Genomic DNA, 19244 nt, shown 5'->3' on the forward strand with positions numbered 1-19244 from the left:
ACCAAGTGGTCGAGGGCATTTTACTTATCGGTCGAGCAATTGACGAATTCCTTCTTGAAGAGGTGTGACCGGGCGTCCGAGAACCGGTTCGAAGTCACTCTCATGAATTTCGAGCGTTCCCTGGCGAATACTTCTTTGAATCCCCGCAAGAATCGCAACGACTTCCTCTGGCAATCCAGCTCCGCGCATCGTCTCTTCGTATGCCTCGAGACTCAACTCCTGCATCATCACTTCACGACCTAACACTTCACTGAGTGCGTCTACAAGATCTTGTTGGGTATGAAGTGGCCCCGATAGTTCATAGACCGCATGATCCTGTTGTTCTTTTAACAGAACATTCGATGCGGCTTCCGCGTAATCTTGTTGCAGCGCCCAACCGACTTTCCCATCTCGAGCCGCCGTGATCCATGGTGCCCCGTCAATCACCGCTTGAATGCTTGGTAACTCGTTCTCTAAGTACCAGTTGTTCCGTAAGAACGCATGTGGAATACCAGACTCGACAATCGCTTCCTCTGTGACGACATGTGGGGGTGCCATCAAGTTCTCACTGTCTGTCGCATCGGCGAGACTCGTGTAGGCAATGAATGAGACATCTGCCCGTTTCGCTGCCTCGACCGCGTTTGTATGTTGACGAATTCGCGTATCGTTATCGCCATCTGCCGAGATGATCAACAGACGCTCGACGCCTTTGAACGCTTCATCAAGAGTGTCCGGCTGATCAAAATCACCGTGTCGCACGTCAACGCCACGCTCTTTGAGTGACGCCGCTTTCTCCGGATTCCGTACACTGACAGCGAGCTCACTCGCATCAATCGACTTGAGTAGTTCCTCTACGATTTTCGAACCGAGTTTACCCGTTGCTCCTGTGACTAAATACTTCATAAAACCCCTCCTTTGTTCGCATGATTCACTCTTCCCGTTCATCCGACCCGTCACACCTGTCACGATTGATCCGAGACGATATGGATGTCCACCTGCTTCAATTCCCGCATGATGACATTCACAATCGACCCGCGCATGACTTCTTGCCAGCGTGTCCTTGCTGATTGTCCAAGAATCAATTGGGTAATGCGTTTTTCTCGTGCCGTAGTCGTTAAATTCTTCGTTAGTTCTTTCCTCGGTACATTCAAGACAATCACTTCTGCCTGGAATGATGCACCTTGCTCTCGAACTTCTTTTAGAATGGCAGTCTGCTCAGGTGTCAATTTTCTCTCCTCACCATGGAGGACGGACAAGATATAAAGCTTCGCTTTGAGTCGACTCGCCATGCGAAATCCTCGATAAATCAAATGTCTCGCATTGTCATTGAGCTGAATACAGACCATGATCCGCTCTTGGAGGAGCGTCGGATCAGACACCACATTTTTTCGGGTTCGATAGACTTGATCATCGACTTCATCCGCTACTTGTCGAAGCGCAATCTCACGCAGACTCGATAGATTGGTCAGCGTAAAAAATGACGACAGACTTTGCTCAATTTTGTCAGGTCGATAAATCTTCCCTTGTCTCATCCGTTCTTGTAACGTCTGCGGCGTCACATCGACGAGCAGAATCTCATCAGCCCGATTGAGAAAAAGATCTGGAATCCGTTCTCTTACCTCGACACCGGTGATCCCTTTCACCGTCAACAGTAAACTTTCAAAGTGCTGAATATTAACGGCCGCATATACATCGATTCCGTTCTCTAACAACACTTGCACGTCCTGGTATCGCTTCGTCCGCACTGAGCCTGGGGCATTCGTATGAGCCAACTCATCAACGAGGACGATATCAGGATGAAGCGATAAGATGGTCTCGACGTCTAATTCCTGCAATTCGTGTCCTTTATAGGGAATGGAAAGAAGAGGGACGATTGGCAAATCGCCGATCATCGCCTCTGTTTCTTTCCGCCCATGCGTCTCAATCAATCCAATCATGACCGAGACCCCTTCTTGCTGATGGGCTCTTGCGTCTGCCAACATTTTATACGTTTTACCAACACCCGGTGCAGCTCCGATATAAAGTCGAAGTTTGCCTCGCATCAGTTCAACTCATCAAGTGCAAGATTCATCATCAAGACGTTCACGTACGGTTCTCCGTCTGCCGTTTCGCGAATGACTTTTTCGATATTATCTGCTGCTACAGAGCGAGCGTCACTGATTCGTTCGACTTGTGACATCGCATGTTCCATCGAGATATGCGGATCCAGTCCCGATCCGGATGTCTCGATTGCGCCCGGAAGTTCAGGATTGTGTTTCGGACGGTCTGGATTGCTTTCTGCCATGTTATCGCCGCCCGATTGACCAGTAAGTTGATCGACTGCCGTTGGTCGGCCGTGGAAGTAATCTTCCGAAACGAAAGGTTGCGCGATCCACTTTGATCCAATCTGTTCACCATCGCGTTCAATCAAACTGCCTTCAGCTTGACTCGGAAATAGTGCCTGACCTGCTACTGTTAAAGCGAGTGGATAAGCCACACCGCATAAGACCATCGTCAAACTGACGACGATACCTGCTTGTTTTATAGAAGACATTCGGTCCACCTCACATGAATAAGTTTAAGACGATGTCGAGTGCTTTGATTCCTATGAACGGAACAATCACACCGCCGACACCATAAACGAGTAAATTTCGACGTAACAACTTCTCCGGACCAACCGGGTCGTAACGGACCCCTTTCATCGCAACCGGAATGAGCAGTGGAATAATCAATGCGTTAAAGAGGAGCGCGGCCAAGATCGCTGACTCAGGTGAGCCGAGATGCATCACATTTAACCAGTCCATTTCTGGAATAAAGGCGACGAACATAGCTGGCAAAATCGCGAAGTATTTTGCCACATCGTTCGCAATCGAGAACGTCGTCAAGGCACCGCGTGTCATCAGTAACTGTTTACCAATCTCGACCACCTCAATGATTTTGGTCGGATCCGAATCTAAATCAATCATATTCGCCGCTTCTTTCGCGGCCTGTGTCCCCGAGTTCATGGCGAGACCGACGTCTGCCTGCGCAAGTGCCGGGGCATCATTCGTCCCGTCCCCTGTCATGGCGACAAGATGCCCCGCTTTTTGTTCTGCTTTGATGACGCGAATCTTATCTTCTGGTTTACACTCCGCTACGAATTCATCGACACCGGCTTCACGTGCAATCGTCGCGGCCGTCAACGGATTATCTCCCGTGCACATGATGGTCTTGATTCCCATCTGACGCAAACGATCGAAACGTTCACGCATACCTGGTTTCACCGTATCTTTCAAATGAATGACGCCGAGGATACGAGCATCTTCTGAGATGACGAGCGGTGTCCCCCCTTCTTGTGAAATCGCATCGACTTGCTCCTGTAAATCGCTCGGAATCATTCCACCTTGAGCACTCACCCAGTCCATGATGGCGGACGCCGCACCTTTTCGGACACGTCGACCGTCTGCCAAGTCTAGTCCCGACATCCGTGTTTCCGCTTTGAATGGAATGATCACCGCATCTTGTTTCGGTGACTCATCTAATTCTCCCCAGCGTTCTTTCGCAAGTGTCAACACAGACCGTCCTTCTGGCGTTTCGTCTTCAAGCGATGTCAAAACAGCGACTCCAAGCGCTTGCGAAGCTGTGATCCCTTCTACTGGAAGGACTTCAAATGCCATCCGGTTTCCGAACGTAATGGTCCCCGTCTTATCTAAAATGATGGTTCGAATGTCTCCAGCTGCCTCGACGGCTTTCCCGCTCATCGCAATGACATTGAATCGGGTGACCCGGTCCATCCCGGCAATCCCGATGGCGGATAAGAGTCCACCGATCGTTGTCGGAATGAGACAAACGAGAAGTGCAATTAAAATGGGTGGTGACAATTGGAAGCCGAGATAGTTCGTAAACGCAGGGAGTGTCAAAACGACGAGTAAGAAAATCATACTGAGCGAAACAAGAAGCAGGGACAAGGCAATCTCATTCGGTGTTTTTTGACGTTTCGAGCCTTCGACAAGGGTAATCATCTGGTCGAGGAATGACTCACCCGGATTGCTTGTAATCTCGACCTCAATCCGGTCACTGACGACAAGCGTTCCCCCGATGACGGAAGAGAAGTCTCCGCCGGACTCTTTGATGACCGGCGCTGATTCTCCTGTAATCGCCGACTCATCAATCGACGCCAACCCGGCGATGATTTCGCCGTCTCCCGGTACATAGTCTCCGGCGCGCACTTCGACACGGTCTCCTTTTCGGAGGAGCGACGAAGCGACTTCCTCTATCCCTTCTTTCATAATTCGGCGTGCCATTACATCATTCTTTGAGGCTCGAAGGGTTGCCGCCTGCGCCTTCCCTCGACCTTCCGCAATCGCTTCGGCGAAATTGGCGAACCATAGCGTGACGAGCAAAATGAGCGTCACTGCCAAGTGAAAACCTCGCATCTCATCTGACATGAAGGTATAGACTAGCGATAATAAAAACCCGCCCCATACGAGGAACATGACCGGTTGTTTCACCATCGTTCGTGGATCTAGTTTTTTGACTCCGTCCCACATGGCAGGAACAATCAAGCTCGTGTCAAAACGACGTGTCTGTTTTTCTAGTTCATTCATCTTCTATTCTCTCCTATATTCAACGTATCATGAGCCACTCGGCGAATGGTCCAACCAACAATACTGGTAAAAAGGTCAAGGCACCGACAATGACAATCACACCGAACAGAAGTGATGTAAATAGCGGCGTGTCGGTCCGAAGTGCCCCATCGTCCGTGACACGTGGTTTCATTTGAAGGCTACCTGCCATCGCCACCATTAATAAAAGCGGAATATACCGACCGAAGAACATCGCAAAGCCTGCCGTGATATTCCAAAACGGCGTCGCATCCAATAAACCTTCGAATCCGGATCCGTTGTTGGCGACAGCGGATGTATACTCATACAAGATTTGTGAAATCCCATGAGGTCCCGCATTCGTGATGGCGTCCTGTCCTGGCTGTACAACGAGCGCCAAAGCCGTAAATCCTAAAATAAGGAGTGGGGAAACAAGAAGCGTTAATGCGACAAGCTTCATCTCGCGTCCCTCGATTTTCTTCCCGAGCACGGTTGGCGTCTGTCCAATCAAGAGGGCTGCGACAAAAATGGTGATGATTACATACATCATCAAATTCATAAACCCGGCACCGACCCCACCAAAGACAACGTTCAACATCATGTTTCCCATCAAGATGATGCCGCTCAGAGATGGAAGCGAGTCGTGCATTGCATTGACAGCACCGGTCTCCGCAGCCGTCGTCACTGCGCCGTAAAGCGCTGTGCCAATTGCCCCGAAGCGCATTTCTTGGCCATGTAAAGACGGGTTGGCATACAACGTGGCATACATGAATACTGTTCCGATAATGAACAAGAAAAGCATGACACTAAAGTAAAGGAATCCTTGTTTTCGTTTCTTCGCCATCGCCCCGTAGATGAATGGCAATGACATCGGTAATAAGAGCATCAAGAAAAGATGGATGTAATTCGTCCAATCACTTGGATTTTCAAATGGATGTGCACCGTTTACCGCATAGTAGCCTCCACCGTTATTTCCAAGCTGTTTGATGACCTCAAATGATGCGATTGGTCCTCGTTGAATCGTTTGACTCGCTCCTTCGAGCGTCGTGACGACAGCATTCGGACTAAGGGTTTGTGGGACACCAAACGCAATCAACCACATACCGAAGAATAGGCTGATTGGTAAGAGCACATACACGATGACGCGTACAAAATCGAAATAGAACTGACCAATCGGCTTTCCGAGAATTCCTCGAATGAATGCCAGCGCCATCGTAAATGCCATCGTCGGTGCCACGAACATGAGTGTCGAGAGGACGAACATCTGTGATAAGTGAGAGAGTGCCTCACCTGAATAATGCTGTTGGTCTGTATTCGTCATAAAACTGATGACCGTATGGAAGGCTAGATGCCAGTCTAAGTTGACGGCCCCATTCGGATTGAAGGGCAACACCCCTTGAAAGCGAAGCAACACATAACCAATCAATAAGAATAGCAAATTGAGTGTCAAAAAATCTTTTGCGTAGCCAAACCATGATTGCTTCTCACGCTCGTTTATTCGAAGCCGACGTGTGATCCTCGTCTCGAGCGCTTTCCCTACATAGTTTGGTCGTTCTTGAATCGGTACAAATCGTCTTCCGACGTAACCGCCTAACAAGGCACTAGCTGTCATCGTGATCGCGATGAGCAGACTCAATGTGATGATGAATGTAACCCACATCTTTCGTCATTCTCCTCTATCCTTAAAATTTTTCTGGTTTTAGTAATGCAACGGTCAAGTAAGCGAGATACCCAATTCCAATTGCCAAAAGCACGATATACATGTCGTCACCCCTGTTCATTCCAATGCATCCGGTCAATTGAACGAATCATCACGTTCATAGACGCCACTAAACCAATCAGTAAAGCGATTGCGAATAAATCAGTCATTTTAATAACCTCTTTTTTTAATTTTTTAACTTAATTTAACATTTGAAACGAACAAAAAACCACAGGAGCAAGAAACGGCTCCAGTGGCATATCACTGCATGAGTCGGATCCCCCTAATAACGCCTACGAGGTTAGCTGTCGGATTCGGGCTTGCCTAGGTTGGCCCTACCTCACTTGAGGATTCACCCCAGTCCAGATTGGACGGTGGGTCCCCCGCTTCCGTCTCCGGAACTCGGCGAAAAGATTTCAACAATACGTATGAAGTTGATGAGATGGATGTTACGCCGATTCAAAATGACTGTAAATAACTTTTCATAAAATTTTTTTTAACTTAAATTGTCAGATTTATCCGAATGCTTTTTGTGAAAGGAATATGATTATTCATAAGTTTTTTTAATCCTAGTTTCTTCATACTTAATTTGCAGTTCAGAAAATCATGTATTGACGTCCCATCCTAGATTTGTGATCACTTCTGTGATATATACAAGAATCATTACTTTCAAGTGAGTTTGAACTTAAAAATAAATCTTTGAAGACATCAAAAAAATCGTTTAAAACTACTTTTACATCTTAGGATGGATGTCCAAATCGATGTTATTCGACTTATTGTTGATGGAGAATATGAATTAGGTAGGAGACGATCACGGTATGGAGCAATGGATTCAACAAATCATCGAACAGTTTGGTTATTTAGGGGTCATGTTCCTCATTTTTATTGAGAATGTATTCCCTCCGATTCCTTCCGAATTGATCTTAATTTTTGGAGGCTTCTTCACGACCACAACAACACTCAATCCGGTTTGGATGATTTTAGCCGCAACGGTTGGGGCACTTCTTGGGGCAGTTGTCCTATACGGTGTCGGACTGTTGTTTGATCGTGAAAGATTGGAGTCATTGGTCGCACGCTATGGCAAACGCTTATACCTCAAAGTCGATGACGTGCGAATGGCCGATCGATGGTTTGATCGCTTCGGTCCGAAATTAGTATTTTTCGGACGTTTTATTCCCGTCGTACGCAGTTTGATTTCGATTCCAGCCGGGATGTCCAACATGCCGTTTCTAAAATTTTTCACTTTGACGACACTTGGTACTCTCATTTGGAATACAGTGCTCATCTATATCGGCGTCTATGTCGGAGAAAACTGGAAAGTGTGGCTTGGATACATCGAAACCTATTCACATGCAATGTACGTCGTACTTGGACTCGTAATTGTTGCATTCGTTGTTTGGATTGCACGCCAAATTTCTAAACGACGCGCCACAAGATAACCGTTTTTTATTAAACGGTTTTTTTTTTACACTTAAAGTCTTGACTTTAGGTTCAGATGAACTTAAATTAAATACATAGAAGTTCATAAGACCTTAAAAGGAGGAATTATTGTTGACCCTACTCATCGGGTTTTTACTCATCGTCATCTTCATGCTCGCACTTGACCTCGGGGTGTTCCACCGTAAAGCACACGAAGTCTCGCTCCGCGAGGCATGGACATGGACGTTTGTCTGGATTGGGATTGCCATCGCATTCGGGGGATGGTTGTTCTTCACGCAAGGAAGTACAGCCGCAACGGAATATGCGAGCGTCTACTTTATCGAAAAGGCACTCGCGATCGATAATGTCTTCGTCTTTTCACTTGTTTTCGCCTATTTCGCCATTCCACTCAAGTATCAACATAAGGTACTGTTCTGGGGGATTCTCGGAGCGATTTTCTTCCGTGCCGTCTTCATCGTCGCTGGGGTATCCCTTTTAGAAAACTTTGGTTGGGTCTACTACGTGTTCGGAGCGTTCCTCGTTTATACAGGATGGATGATGTATAAGAATATCGGGAAAGACGAGTCACTTGAAGAAAACAAGACGATTCGTTGGCTCGAGCGACGCCTGCCCATCACACAGGATATCTCATCCGGAAAATTCACGAAGCGCATCAATGGGAAGTTGTTCTTCACGCCACTCTTCATCGCGCTCATCTTTATCGAATTGTCCGATATCGTCTTCGCTGTCGACTCGGTCGCCGCGAGTTTCGCGTATTCACGTGACCCGTATATCATCTTCTATGCGAACATCATGGCGATTCTCGGACTTCGTAGTCTCTACTTCGTCCTCGCCAACTTGATCGACCGCTTCTACTATTTGAAACACGGTCTCAGCTTCATGCTCGTCTTCATCGGGGCGAAGATGATTTTGGGTGATGTGTACAAGATGCCGATTTGGATGTCTCTAGGAACCATCGTTCTCGTCATCTTGATTAGCGTCCTCTATAGTTTCTACAAAACGAAACCTGGTTCGTCCAAACACGTATAATGAATCAATCAGTCCATTTCGTCGGTGTTCTTTCTTTGAAAATCGGGTAATCATTGAGGTGCACAACTACAGAAAAGGGGATTCACTATGTTTGATCGGATTGGCCTCATGAGTATCGGTCTCGTCTTCGGGATCATCCTCATGTTACTCTTCAACAACCTGTTCGGATTGGTGTTCGGTGTCGTCCTTGGTGTCAGCCTCATCGCCGCCAACCAAATCGAGCGAAACAAACAAACGACATGGCATTAACCAAAAAGCACGCGCCCCATCCTTTGGGAGCGCGTGCTTTTATGTCAGAACATCGTATACGGATTGATACTGTTGGCAGGAGATGAACTGCTATACACATAGCTGTTCCGATGCACTTCGAAGTGGAGATGATTCCCGAACGAGTTCCCGGTATTCCCGACCGTTCCAATCGTTGCTCCTTTTGCTAGCGTCTGTCCTGTGACGACATTGAGACGATCAAGGTGTGCGTATACTGTGATGTATGTTTGTCCGTTCAACTGATGGCTCATCATGACGTGGTTACCGTAAGCCCCATAGTTTCGAGAAACGATGACTTTTCCATAAGCGGCTGACACGACCGGTGTTCCTCTTGGAGCAGCCAAGTCAATGCCGTTATGGAACGTATAACCGTACTGCCCACTCGCGGGACCATACTTTTGTGTCAACGTCCCTTTTGTCGGGATGATCATTTTCGCAGTCGATGTCGTTGAAAGCGTGGAAACACTGTACTTCTTCACATATGTACTGGATACGTAGCGGGATGTCCCGTTGAAATTAATTTTCGTCCATCCCCCACTCACGCCGAGATATTTGAACGACTGTCCCAACTTCGCGCTACCGACGATCGCATACGTCGTGCCCGGACCCGAACGGACGTTTAAACTGTTGGTCGTGACTTTGACATAATACGTGGTGGCTGCTTCAGCCGGAGTACCTGCCGGAGTGAAGATTCCGACTGTGAGAAGAACGGCACAGAAAAGAGAGAATAGCTTTCGTTTCATGATGTGGTAAATCCTTTCAATTATGTATTTAAATTTTTATTTTTTATATTATCTAACTGAAAAAATTTTACCACCAAAACGAACCGACAAATATGTCATTTATATTTCAAATAAAGGAAAACAAATTCTAACTTACTTTCTTTATTTTTCCTTTTCAACGTATAAAAAAATACACAGCCGATTTCGACTGTGCATGTCTGTTATTCACGATTTTCCTCGGCGTTCTCCTCTTCATCTTTTAAATCTTCAATCAATCGCTTCATCTCTTCAATTTCACGGCGCTGTGCCTTGATGATTTCTTCAGACAATTCTTTCACGCGTGGGTCTTCAATTTCAGCGCGTTCACTTGTCAAAATGGCAATCGAGTGGTGAGGGATCATCGCTTTCATCCAACTGACATCATCGACGGTCGTCTGGCTACGTACGAGCCAAAGCGAGGCACTGAAGACGAGAGCACTGACCCCTAGGATGATAAAGTTAACTGTTTTGTTCTTATACATCCCCCACATGAAGAGAAGCATGACGAACGCCATGACCGATCCCATGATGAGTGCCATGTACAACCTCGTCTGACTAAAGAAGATATGATTGAACTGAAACACATTCAAATACATGAGCCAATACATAATGAATGTCGAGACCGCAATCATGATTCCAAATTTACCGTACTGTTTCATCTTATTCATCCTTTCTTATTGTGCGTATAAAAACTCTTTTTCCTGCTTGTTCTATACTCAAACCCGCCTATTTCTCCGTCTAATCGTACTCTTAACGCTTTTCACTTCTTTTTCACAAACATCGGGTACACTAGTGAAATTGAGTTCATGCAAGGAAGGAGAACGATGATGCAAGAGCGGACATTGCGTGACGTACTGGCAACACTTGATTCTGTTTTATCTTGGTCCTATCTCGATCACCCGGAAGAAATGACAATTCGCGGAATCGGAACGACACCAGAAAAAATAAATAAAATGTTTTTATATATATGCAAGCGCCCAATCAATGAACGTGGCGTCGATTTAGTGAGGGCCGCCATCCGAAATGGTGCAGTAGCCATCGTCACGGATCGACCGATTGACGCGAGAGTACCCGTCATTTACTGTCGAGACGTCGAACGCGCACGTGAACAACTACAGACTCTTTTCGCCATGGAAGGAAATCACGCAAAGCACACGGAACGATAATAATAAGAGGAAGGAGGAATGCAAGATGAAGATTCTCATCGTAGACGATGAAGAAAAAATGAGACATTTGATTCGTTTGTTTCTTGAAAGTGACGGCTACTTTTGCATCGAGGCGAGCGATGCCCGTTCCGCACTCGACAAAATCGAAGAGCGACCGGATCTCGTCCTTTTAGATATTATGATGCCAGAAGTAGATGGGATCTCACTTTGTCGTCAGTTAAAGACGATGGATCCGGCATTACCTGTCGTCTTGTTGACGGCACGTTCAGACAATGAGACGACCATCCAAGGATTAGATGCTGGAGCGGATGATTACGTCACCAAACCGTTCGATGGGAACGTGCTCCTCGCTCGTATTCGTGCCGTCTTGCGCCGGACCCGTGTCGTCAACATCCAATACGGACCACTACGTTACGATGAGGAGAGCGGACGCGTTTTGTATGAAGAACAAGAGATTGTCCTCACACCAAAAGCGACGGCCATCTTAAAATTGTTCCTTCAGCACCCGAATCGCCTCTTCAACCGCCTAGATTTGTTTGACCTTGTCTGGCCCTATTCTGCAGAATCCGACCCACGCACCGTTGATGCGCATATTCGTATGATTCGAGAAAAGTTAGGCGATGCAGGATTCCCGATTGATGATTATTTAAAGACGGTATGGGGACGTGGCTATCGATGGACCGAGGAGCGTTCCGGATGAAGCGAGGTCGTAACAGTCTACCGTTTCGCATCAGCCTCGTCTTCCTGTTGTCTACGTTGTTGATTGAAGGAGTCTTATTCTTACTCCTTTACCACACACTACTTGGGGAACGCGTGACAGAAGAAATCCATCGATTAGAATCCCGGGCTGAGAGTCATGCGACTGTATTGGCGATGAACTTTTCCGAAGAGACAATCGGTCATGTGGCTACCATGGAAAGTGAAACGGACACAAAAGTTGCCATCACCGATCCAGCACATGATCTTCTTCAAACTTCCCGTTCTTTTCCACAGGTACTAGTCGATACCGTCGAGACGAAACGACGTACGGGTCCCTTCGATGACACGACTATTCTAGAGGACGACTGGGAGAACGAGCCGTATTTGAGCGTGCGTACGCCAATCACAGATGATTTCGATACACGGTATGGATATGTCTACATGTTTTTACCGACTGAAATCATTCATGGAATCAGTCATCGCCTTCAGTTGCGATTTCTGTACATCACGGCCATCGCACTGGTGACGACCGTGTTGACCTTCATCCTGCTGAGCCGCCTCATTTCGAAACCAATTCAGTCACTGAAACAAGCGACCGAGAACGTACTGACAAACCCCGAAAACCTACAGCTACCAACGAATCGCGTTGACGAAATCGGTGAGTTGGCTCGCTCCATAGAAGCCATGTCTGTGGAGTTGGCTCGTTTACGTCGCGAACGACATCAATTTTTGTCCGATCTCTCACATGAAATCAAGACCCCTCTCACTTATTTGAGAGGATATGCCGAGATCGCTTCAAAAGAAAGCACACCCGAACCGCTACGCAATCAATCCATCCAGACAATCTTAGATGAGAGTCGCTCGCTCACAGAACTGGTGGAAAATGCGTTTCAATTGGCTCAACTCGACGAAAACACGTTTTTGTTACATCGAGAAGAAGTGACTGTCACGACGTTTTGTGCGGATTTACGACGAATGCTCGATACGATGTTCCGAATGACAACGATTCGGTTCGTCCCTTCTCCAATCATAGAACAAGCAGATATCGCTCTCACATTGGATCGACATCGGATGCTTCAGGTCTTTCGGTCCATTGCCCACAACGCGATTCAGCATAGTGAGGCGACACATGTTTCACTTCATTCTACTACTTCAGACGCTTATCTCGTCTTGACCATCACTGACGACGGAAAAGGAATTCCCAAAGAAGATCTCCCACACATTTTCGACCGTCTGTACCGTGTTGAAAAATCACGATCTCGTCAAACTGGTGGAAGCGGACTCGGACTCGCCATCGCCAAGCAAATCGTTACACGTCATGGTGGGACGTTGACGGTATCTTCGGATACAACAGGTACCTCGTTCACCGTCACCCTACCACTCGGTAAAAAGACGCCTCTCCAGTAATGGAAAGGCGTCTTTCGTCAGTCGAGTTCACCTGCATCAAGTTGTGTCTGCCACTCCTCGTCTATGAACTCATATACGCTGTTATCCGATGTGACAAGCAACATGCGCTCCTCGTTGACTGCCAATTCGATTGGCACAACGTCCGCTTGAAGCTCTGGAAGATTGAACGTCTCTGTCGACTCATCGTCTAGATAGAAACGAACCCCTTCGAAAGAACCATCTGTCTGTCGTACGTATGCCAACTGCCCCTCAGCCGCTCCGACCGTAATCACCTGTTCTGATTCAACGAGTGGCTCAAACGAATCTCCAAAGTCATTCGAAACGAGGATGCCGGACGGCCCATACAAGAAGACGCGCGCCGCTTCCGTCGCGTCGGCGACAATCCCTGCCACTTGCTTACCCTCTACCCCAGAACCTCGCATCGACTCGAACGTTCTTCCGCCATCGTCGGAACGATAGAAGCCCGGTTCTAGCTCTGACGTCGCTTCTTCAAGGTAGACGTACAACATTTCCGTTGCATAACCTGCACTCATGTAGTGGAAGTCTGCCTCTCCCTCCAGTGCCCGTACGTCTAATGTCATGCCATGATCTTTCCCGTGTAACACACCGAGTGGATTTTGGAAGTCGGTACGTCGGTCAGGATGACCGCTTGCATAAAACCCATCCTCGACGAGTTCGAATCCCATATAGTCATGGCGATTCGTCGGAAGTGTATACCAGCCATCTTCACGATATTCCATCAATCCGGCATGCGTTGCAATGACCGGACGGTTATCGTCTTGCCAAAATCCAGCCCCGTGAATATGAGAAACTGTTTCATCGGATCCCACACGTTGCCACTCGTCTTTTTTAGTTGTCGTCACGTTCTCGGATTGATTCGTGTCCGACGGTTCTTTTTCCGTTCCGCAGGCCGTTAAAAGCAGTGGAGTCAGGAATAGTGATAGTATCAACATTCGTTTCATCTTGATCCCTCCATCTCTAGCATCCTGTCTAGCATACGTGCCAAAGATGAAATAATTGTTAAATCTTCAGAAGTCGGGCATTGATGGCGACAATAACGGTGCTTAAGCTCATCAAGACGGCACCCACAGCCGGAGACAGGATGATGCCAATCGGGGCGAGTACCCCTGCTGCAAGCGGGATGGCGACGATATTATACCCTGCGGCCCACCATAAGTTTTGAATCATCTTCCGATATGTGTTTTGTGAAAGATCTAAAATCGATAGCACATCTTTCGGATTGCTACGGACAAGAACGATGTCAGCCGTCTCAACAGCAACGTCCGTCCCACTGCCGATTGCGATACCGACATCCGCTTGTGCCAGCGCCGGAGCGTCATTGATTCCATCCCCTACCATCGCTACTTTACTGCCATCTTTTTGGATATCTTTTACTTGGTTCGCCTTGTCGTCCGGTAATACTTCGGCATACACGTCATCGATGCCGAGCTGACGCGCCACCCAATGTGCGACCTTCTCGTTGTCACCCGTCAACATGATGGACCGGATGCCTTTTTCATGAAGTGCCTCGACGGTATCCTTCGCTTCTTCCCTTACCAAATCGGCCATCGCAATCATCCCGACCCATCCTCCATCCTTCAAAACAAAAACGACGGTCTTTCCTTCTCCCGAGAGTCGTGCAAACGTCTCTTGATCAATCTGAATGTGTTGATCGCGGATATGTCGCGGACTGACGACTTGAACATGCGCGCCGTCAACCGTTCCTTCCAATCCGATACCTGTCATCGAACCGAAGTCGTCGACAGCCGACAGTTTCAATTCTCGTCTCTCGGCTTCTCTTAAAATCCCTTGTGCGAGAGGATGTTGCGACTCACGCTCAACTGCTCCTGCTAGTTGTAACACGTCTTCTTCCGTATAAGACGAGCTCGCCTGTACGTCCGTGACGCCGAAGTTCCCTTCCGTCAACGTACCGGTCTTATCAAAGATGACAGCATCGAGTCGACGTGCTTCTTCAAATTGGGTCCGATTCCGGATGAGAAGGCCTTGTTTCGCCGATAGCGCTGTCGAGACGGCAACGACGAGCGGTGTCGCCAGTCCAAGTGCATGGGGACATGAGATGACCATGACCGTCACCATCCGTTCGACCGCTGTCCCGACCGAGTAGCCGAGCATGAACCAAATCGTGAACGTGATGACCCCAGCTGCAATCGCGATGTAAAACAAATATTTTGCCGCCCGATTCGCTAGGTTTTGAGCCCGCGACTTCGATTTTTGTGCCTCACTCACCAATTCTATGACTTTTGACAAGTACGTACTTTCTCCCGTACCGATCGTTTCAATCGTCAAACTCCCTTCTTGGTTGATGGAACCTGCGATGACGTCCTCACCTTCTGTTTTTTCGACCGGTACCGATTCGCCGGTCAACATCGACTCGTCGATGGTCGTTCGTCCTTTGATGATTTTCCCGTCCACGGGTACCTGCTCCCCCGGTTTGACGAGGATTCGGTCTCCTTCCTTCAGTTCAGAGATGGGAACGTCTTCCGTTTCTTCCCCATTGATGCGATGCGCCTCGTTCGGGAGCAGTTGTACGAGTTGTTCTAACGCATTTGATGCCCCCATGACCGAACGCATCTCAATCCAGTGACCGAGTAGCATGATCACAATCAGTGAAGCGAGTTCCCAAAAGAAGTCATGCCCACTTCCGTATCCAAAGACGACAGCTGCGCTATAAAAGTAAGCCACACTGATTGCCAAGCCAATGAGCATCATCATACCCGGGCTACGCTCTCGTAGCTCTTCCACACTTCCTTTTAAGAACGGCCATCCGCCGTATACATATACAATCGTCGCCAATACAAATAAGATTGTCTTTTCAAGCGGAAAATCGAGTTCAAACCGCAGCCATTCTTGAATCATGTCCGATAACAATAAAATCGGAATCATCAGTCCGAGCGATATGAAAAAACGTCGTTTGAAATCATCAATCATATGCTCGTGTCCGTGTCCGCCATGATGAGACTCGTGACTCTCCTCATGATGTCCATGGTGTTGACCGTGTGCATGTTCCATCATTCATCCTCTCCTTTACACAGATCACATACCCCTATATGGTATACAATAAAACGGATTTGGACTTTCATGTTTCTTTCACAATTAGGTGGTACAACAAAGGGAGGACTGAACAATGAAGGAGTGTTATAGCATGAAATCGAAAGGCATGTGGTTTCTGTTGACGGGGATTTTAATTGGGGGCATCTTCGTTTTACTAGTCGTCCTCTTCAACGGAACATGGAACCATAACAACAATATGGACCAAAATCATATGATGGGACACGATTCGGCAACGAGTCAGATGGATGATCACATGATGAGTGATAATGGAATGGATGACAATGACGGACCGATGGGACATGGAGCGATGCAAGAGCTCCAAGCATCGGATGAACCGACAAAGCCGCTTCCGATTCCGACTGCCTTACAGCCAGATCGTGTCACGGGAGACACGGTCTACTATACGGTGGAAGCAACTAAAGGCACGTCACAATTTTTCAAAGACGGCAAGAAATCGGAAACGTTCGGCTATAATGGAGACTTACTCGGACCAATGATCGAGTTACCGAAAGGAAAAACAGTCGTAATCGATACCATCAATCGATTGGATGAACCGACAACGTTCCACTGGCACGGACTCGTCATCCCTGCCGACATGGACGGGGGACCTCATCAGACCGTCCCACCAGGTGAACGGGCACAAGTTCGACTCGACATCGATCAAGAACCTAGTACACTGTGGTTTCACCCCCATCCGATGGGATCGACAGCCGAACAAGTTTATAAAGGACTCGCCGGTCTTCTTTATGTGACCGACGATGCACAGAACGGTCTCCCGAATGAATATGGAGTCGACGACATCCCACTCATCGTACAAGATCGACTCTTCACGCCTAACGGTGAGTTGGATTATGATGCCCATATGAACGTTGATGGAACGACGGGGGATACCATTCTTGCGAATGGAGCCATCAACACGACGTTCGACGTTCAAACCGAGACGTTACGAGTGCGACTAGTCAACGGTTCGAATGCGCGTGATTTTGATTTTACGCTATCTAACGAGGCCGAGATGACGCAGATTGCGACAGACGGAGGGCCGTTAGAACGCCCGATTCCCTTAGAGACCCTCACGTTGACACCAGGTGAACGGGCCGAGGTACTGATTGATTTTTCACAAGTTGAAGATGTCGCCGCCTTAAAAGCGGACGGGGTGACATTTACCACGTTTCGTATCGGTGAACTCGACAAGGCGTCCATTAAGATTCCGACGATTGAAACGGTGGAGCGCTCGACAGATGAGACAGCAGACCGTCGCCTCACCCTTTTTGGAATGGGTAACATGGTGTCAATCAACGGAAAGACATATGACCCGGAGCGTATCGACATCGAAGCGAAACGCGGAGACACTGAGGTATGGGAAATTGAAAATAAGCCGGACATGATGGGTGGGATGACACATCCTTTCCACATCCACGGGGTCCAGTTCCGAGTCATCAGTCGAGACGGAAAACCACCATCCGATCAGGAGAAAGGGTGGAAAGATACGGTAGCCGTCGCTCCCGATGAACGGGTAAAAATCGAACTCACCTTCACCAAAACGGGAACGTTCATGTATCATTGCCACATCCTCGAGCATGAAGAAAATGGGATGATGGGACAAGTAAACGTGACCGAATGACCGACACCTCTCCGTTCCATCAGCGGAGAGGTGTTTTGTATCCGTCCCGATTTCGATACGTTTCTGCTAGGACTATTGCCTGTATAGGGATTCCTTCTCGAATGTCGTATACTTATTGTGAATGCATGTACAAATGTTCGCGAGGAGGTAGGTCCATGCGCCGATTCCATAGGATTAGGCAGAAACGCTCCGCTCGTCAAAAACAGCAACGCCACACGTTCTCCATCGCTTCCATCGTGGAAGAAGTACAGGATGCGATGTGTTATATCGATTTCTCAAGATGTCGTCTGTATTCGAATGATTCTCTTCGGCAATGGTACCCTTCTATGACAACACAATCTTTTGACACATTGGAAACATTGACTCGTTATTTATATACCACGTTGGAACAGCATGGGGCGGATTCCGCACAAGTCATGCACCTCATCCAGGAATTGCTCGAATGTGCGACCGAAACGGATCCACGAATGACTTCACGTCGTCTGCGTTCTAATGACAAGACGTTACATTTGATTTTCAACTTCACGCGGACACCACGTGGCGTTTTCATCATGTGGCGCGACCAAACGGAAGCCGTCCGCTTTGAAGAACGTAAAGACAGTTTCCTTGCCGAACTGTCTCATGATTTCCGCACGCCATTGACTGCCATCCATGGCTATACGGAGTTACTCATGACACGCCATCAAGGTTCGGAAAAGTCGTATCAGATGCTAACACAAGTCAAACAAGAATCGGAACGGCTGGAGCGGCTCGTCGATAATTTCCTCGATTATCAAAAAGAGCGCTACACGGCTGACCAACTGACCGTGACGACGTTCGCACTCCGTCCTCTTTTAGAGGATGTCATGTCGAGCTATCAGACGACCTCCCCGCTTCATACAGTGACATTTGAAACGAATGATGTCTCGATTCAAGCAGATGAAAAAAAGTTACGGCAATTGCTCCATAACCTCATTGGTAACGCCATCAAGTACTCTCCTGACGGCGGTACGGTCCATACGAGAGTATTTGAATGTGCTGGCACAATCATCTTATCTGTATCCGATACCGGCATCGGGATTCCGGAAGAAGCACTTCCATACGTATTTGATGAATATTACCGTGTCGAATCCGCTGCCCACCAATCGATTAAAGGAACCGGTCTCGGTCTACGAATCTGTAAACGAATCGCCGAAGCCCACGGTTGGGGAATTCATGCGGACTCGGTATACGGAGAAGGCACCACCTTTACAATCGAGCTTCATACCAGACAGAGCTGTCCATTGCTGCCATCCCCTAAACATTCGGTTTCGTTCGACTGATTTGATCGGTCGAACGTTTTTGTCTTACCTCAATTTGAGAATGAAGTGTCTACCTTTTGGGAATAAAGAAATGACGAAGAGAGGAGGAAATGAAGATGAAACAACGAGGACATTTATCGATCCCCGTCGCAGTCGTATTCGCCGTCGTCTTTGGTCTCACCCTCGATAACTGGTGGGTCGGAATCGCAATTGGCATCGCTATGTTTTTTGCGTTTCGAGGAACGAAGAAAAAAGCGTGAAG

At 47.8% G+C, this 19244-nt stretch carries 19 protein-coding genes and 1 riboswitch; of the genes, 9 read left to right on the forward strand and 10 right to left on the reverse strand.

What is annotated here, in order from left to right:
* Nucleotides 1-24: 24 nt before the first annotated feature.
* The 6 genes from EAT1B_RS06200 to kdpF are packed head-to-tail and all read right to left on the reverse strand — an operon-like array spanning nucleotide 25 to nucleotide 6322.
* Nucleotides 25-882: an SDR family oxidoreductase gene (locus EAT1B_RS06200; RefSeq protein WP_012727292.1), complete on the reverse strand. Its 858-nt coding sequence runs from the start codon at nucleotides 880-882 to the stop codon at nucleotides 25-27.
* A gap of 59 nt (nucleotides 883-941) precedes the next feature.
* Complete coding sequence (locus tag EAT1B_RS06205) at nucleotides 942-2021, reverse strand: universal stress protein (RefSeq protein WP_012727293.1); 1080 nt, start codon at nucleotides 2019-2021, stop codon at nucleotides 942-944.
* Nucleotides 2021-2512: a potassium-transporting ATPase subunit C gene (locus tag EAT1B_RS06210; RefSeq protein WP_012727294.1), complete on the reverse strand. Its 492-nt coding sequence runs from the start codon at nucleotides 2510-2512 to the stop codon at nucleotides 2021-2023. Before EAT1B_RS06210 ends, EAT1B_RS06205 begins: the two co-directional genes overlap by 1 nt.
* Before the next feature lie 10 nt (nucleotides 2513-2522).
* Complete coding sequence (gene kdpB, locus EAT1B_RS06215) at nucleotides 2523-4544, reverse strand: potassium-transporting ATPase subunit KdpB (protein ID WP_012727295.1); 2022 nt, start codon at nucleotides 4542-4544, stop codon at nucleotides 2523-2525.
* 19 nt (nucleotides 4545-4563) lie between these two features.
* Nucleotides 4564-6201 carry a potassium-transporting ATPase subunit KdpA gene (kdpA, locus tag EAT1B_RS06220; RefSeq protein WP_012727296.1) on the reverse strand — a complete coding sequence of 546 codons (1638 nt, stop codon included), beginning with the start codon at nucleotides 6199-6201 and terminating at the stop codon, nucleotides 4564-4566.
* Nucleotides 6202-6223: 22 nt separating this feature from the next.
* Nucleotides 6224-6322: a K(+)-transporting ATPase subunit F gene (kdpF, locus tag EAT1B_RS16170; protein ID WP_012727297.1), complete on the reverse strand. Its 99-nt coding sequence runs from the start codon at nucleotides 6320-6322 to the stop codon at nucleotides 6224-6226.
* Between the two features lie 193 nt (nucleotides 6323-6515).
* A riboswitch (cyclic di-AMP (ydaO/yuaA leader) is annotated at nucleotides 6516-6658 on the reverse strand.
* Between the two features lie 400 nt (nucleotides 6659-7058).
* Between kdpF and EAT1B_RS06225 the strand changes: the two genes are divergently transcribed.
* The 3 genes from EAT1B_RS06225 (at nucleotide 7059) to EAT1B_RS15935 (ending at nucleotide 8958) form a co-directional block, all read left to right on the forward strand.
* Nucleotides 7059-7679 (forward strand): DedA family protein, encoded by a 621-nt coding sequence (locus EAT1B_RS06225; RefSeq protein WP_012727299.1) that lies wholly within the window; start codon nucleotides 7059-7061, stop codon nucleotides 7677-7679.
* Between the two features lie 112 nt (nucleotides 7680-7791).
* Nucleotides 7792-8709: a TerC family protein gene (locus EAT1B_RS06230; RefSeq protein ID WP_031422317.1), complete on the forward strand. Its 918-nt coding sequence runs from the start codon at nucleotides 7792-7794 to the stop codon at nucleotides 8707-8709.
* 87 nt (nucleotides 8710-8796) lie between these two features.
* Nucleotides 8797-8958, forward strand: coding sequence for a hypothetical protein (locus EAT1B_RS15935; RefSeq protein ID WP_012727301.1), 162 nt, complete (start codon nucleotides 8797-8799; stop codon nucleotides 8956-8958).
* A 44-nt stretch (nucleotides 8959-9002) separates the two neighbouring features.
* On the opposite strand, the gene EAT1B_RS06235 is transcribed toward EAT1B_RS15935, so the two are convergent.
* On the reverse strand, nucleotides 9003-9719 hold the full coding sequence (locus EAT1B_RS06235) for a peptidoglycan DD-metalloendopeptidase family protein (RefSeq protein WP_012727302.1): 717 nt from the start codon (nucleotides 9717-9719) through the stop codon (nucleotides 9003-9005).
* Nucleotides 9720-9919: 200 nt separating this feature from the next.
* On the reverse strand, nucleotides 9920-10396 hold the full coding sequence (locus tag EAT1B_RS06240) for a DUF305 domain-containing protein (RefSeq protein ID WP_012727303.1): 477 nt from the start codon (nucleotides 10394-10396) through the stop codon (nucleotides 9920-9922).
* A 165-nt stretch (nucleotides 10397-10561) separates the two neighbouring features.
* Here EAT1B_RS06240 and EAT1B_RS06245 point away from each other — a divergent pair, with 165 nt between their 5' ends.
* Genes EAT1B_RS06245 through EAT1B_RS06255 form a run of 3 tightly spaced genes read left to right on the forward strand, consistent with a single transcriptional unit; the run spans nucleotide 10562 to nucleotide 13009 of the window.
* Nucleotides 10562-10903 carry a hypothetical protein gene (locus EAT1B_RS06245; protein ID WP_143404792.1) on the forward strand — a complete coding sequence of 114 codons (342 nt, stop codon included), beginning with the start codon at nucleotides 10562-10564 and terminating at the stop codon, nucleotides 10901-10903.
* A 25-nt stretch (nucleotides 10904-10928) separates the two neighbouring features.
* Nucleotides 10929-11603: a response regulator transcription factor gene (locus EAT1B_RS06250; RefSeq protein WP_012727305.1), complete on the forward strand. Its 675-nt coding sequence runs from the start codon at nucleotides 10929-10931 to the stop codon at nucleotides 11601-11603.
* Nucleotides 11600-13009 carry a cell wall metabolism sensor histidine kinase WalK gene (locus tag EAT1B_RS06255; RefSeq protein ID WP_012727306.1) on the forward strand — a complete coding sequence of 470 codons (1410 nt, stop codon included), beginning with the start codon at nucleotides 11600-11602 and terminating at the stop codon, nucleotides 13007-13009. The genes EAT1B_RS06250 and EAT1B_RS06255 overlap by 4 nt, the downstream gene beginning before the upstream one ends.
* A 17-nt stretch (nucleotides 13010-13026) precedes the next feature.
* Here EAT1B_RS06255 and EAT1B_RS06260 read toward each other — a convergent pair whose 3' ends face one another.
* Both EAT1B_RS06260 and EAT1B_RS06265 read right to left on the reverse strand, forming a co-directional pair.
* Nucleotides 13027-13971 carry a F510_1955 family glycosylhydrolase gene (locus EAT1B_RS06260; RefSeq protein WP_012727307.1) on the reverse strand — a complete coding sequence of 315 codons (945 nt, stop codon included), beginning with the start codon at nucleotides 13969-13971 and terminating at the stop codon, nucleotides 13027-13029.
* Nucleotides 13972-14029: 58 nt separating this feature from the next.
* A complete protein-coding gene (locus tag EAT1B_RS06265; protein WP_012727308.1) occupies nucleotides 14030-16042 on the reverse strand; it encodes a heavy metal translocating P-type ATPase in 2013 nt (670 codons plus the stop codon).
* Nucleotides 16043-16172: 130 nt separating this feature from the next.
* Here EAT1B_RS06265 and EAT1B_RS06270 point away from each other — a divergent pair, with 130 nt between their 5' ends.
* The 3 genes from EAT1B_RS06270 to EAT1B_RS15965 all read left to right on the forward strand — a co-directional run bounded on the left by EAT1B_RS06270 (nucleotide 16173) and on the right by EAT1B_RS15965 (nucleotide 19242).
* Nucleotides 16173-17702, forward strand: coding sequence for a multicopper oxidase family protein (locus EAT1B_RS06270; protein WP_041917943.1), 1530 nt, complete (start codon nucleotides 16173-16175; stop codon nucleotides 17700-17702).
* 155 nt (nucleotides 17703-17857) lie between these two features.
* Nucleotides 17858-19003 carry a cell wall metabolism sensor histidine kinase WalK gene (locus EAT1B_RS06275; RefSeq protein ID WP_012727310.1) on the forward strand — a complete coding sequence of 382 codons (1146 nt, stop codon included), beginning with the start codon at nucleotides 17858-17860 and terminating at the stop codon, nucleotides 19001-19003.
* 95 nt (nucleotides 19004-19098) lie between these two features.
* Nucleotides 19099-19242, forward strand: coding sequence for a hypothetical protein (locus EAT1B_RS15965; protein ID WP_012727311.1), 144 nt, complete (start codon nucleotides 19099-19101; stop codon nucleotides 19240-19242).
* Nucleotides 19243-19244 lie beyond the last annotated feature (2 nt).

Origin of the sequence: Exiguobacterium sp. AT1b, from assembly GCF_000023045.1 — a bacterium.
GTDB lineage: Bacteria > Bacillota > Bacilli > Exiguobacteriales > Exiguobacteriaceae > Exiguobacterium.

What these genes read in the sequence shown, in the direction of transcription:
- EAT1B_RS06250 (WP_012727305.1), top strand. Translation starts at nt 10,929, where the DNA reads ATGAAGATTCTCATCGTAGACGATGAAGAAAAAATGAGACATTTGATT.
- EAT1B_RS06235 (WP_012727302.1), bottom strand. Translation starts at nt 9,719, where the DNA reads ATGAAACGAAAGCTATTCTCTCTTTTCTGTGCCGTTCTTCTCACAGTC.
- EAT1B_RS06205 (WP_012727293.1), bottom strand. Translation starts at nt 2,021, where the DNA reads ATGCGAGGCAAACTTCGACTTTATATCGGAGCTGCACCGGGTGTTGGT.
- kdpF (WP_012727297.1), bottom strand. Translation starts at nt 6,322, where the DNA reads ATGAACAGGGGTGACGACATGTATATCGTGCTTTTGGCAATTGGAATT.
- kdpA (WP_012727296.1), bottom strand. Translation starts at nt 6,201, where the DNA reads ATGTGGGTTACATTCATCATCACATTGAGTCTGCTCATCGCGATCACG.
- EAT1B_RS06225 (WP_012727299.1), top strand. Translation starts at nt 7,059, where the DNA reads ATGGAGCAATGGATTCAACAAATCATCGAACAGTTTGGTTATTTAGGG.
- EAT1B_RS06240 (WP_012727303.1), bottom strand. Translation starts at nt 10,396, where the DNA reads ATGAAACAGTACGGTAAATTTGGAATCATGATTGCGGTCTCGACATTC.
- EAT1B_RS06245 (WP_143404792.1), top strand. Translation starts at nt 10,562, where the DNA reads ATGATGCAAGAGCGGACATTGCGTGACGTACTGGCAACACTTGATTCT.
- EAT1B_RS15965 (WP_012727311.1), top strand. Translation starts at nt 19,099, where the DNA reads ATGAAACAACGAGGACATTTATCGATCCCCGTCGCAGTCGTATTCGCC.
- EAT1B_RS06260 (WP_012727307.1), bottom strand. Translation starts at nt 13,971, where the DNA reads ATGAAACGAATGTTGATACTATCACTATTCCTGACTCCACTGCTTTTA.
- EAT1B_RS06200 (WP_012727292.1), bottom strand. Translation starts at nt 882, where the DNA reads ATGAAGTATTTAGTCACAGGAGCAACGGGTAAACTCGGTTCGAAAATC.
- EAT1B_RS06255 (WP_012727306.1), top strand. Translation starts at nt 11,600, where the DNA reads ATGAAGCGAGGTCGTAACAGTCTACCGTTTCGCATCAGCCTCGTCTTC.
- EAT1B_RS06210 (WP_012727294.1), bottom strand. Translation starts at nt 2,512, where the DNA reads ATGTCTTCTATAAAACAAGCAGGTATCGTCGTCAGTTTGACGATGGTC.
- EAT1B_RS15935 (WP_012727301.1), top strand. Translation starts at nt 8,797, where the DNA reads ATGTTTGATCGGATTGGCCTCATGAGTATCGGTCTCGTCTTCGGGATC.
- EAT1B_RS06265 (WP_012727308.1), bottom strand. Translation starts at nt 16,042, where the DNA reads ATGATGGAACATGCACACGGTCAACACCATGGACATCATGAGGAGAGT.
- kdpB (WP_012727295.1), bottom strand. Translation starts at nt 4,544, where the DNA reads ATGAATGAACTAGAAAAACAGACACGTCGTTTTGACACGAGCTTGATT.
- EAT1B_RS06275 (WP_012727310.1), top strand. Translation starts at nt 17,858, where the DNA reads ATGCGCCGATTCCATAGGATTAGGCAGAAACGCTCCGCTCGTCAAAAA.
- EAT1B_RS06270 (WP_041917943.1), top strand. Translation starts at nt 16,173, where the DNA reads ATGAAATCGAAAGGCATGTGGTTTCTGTTGACGGGGATTTTAATTGGG.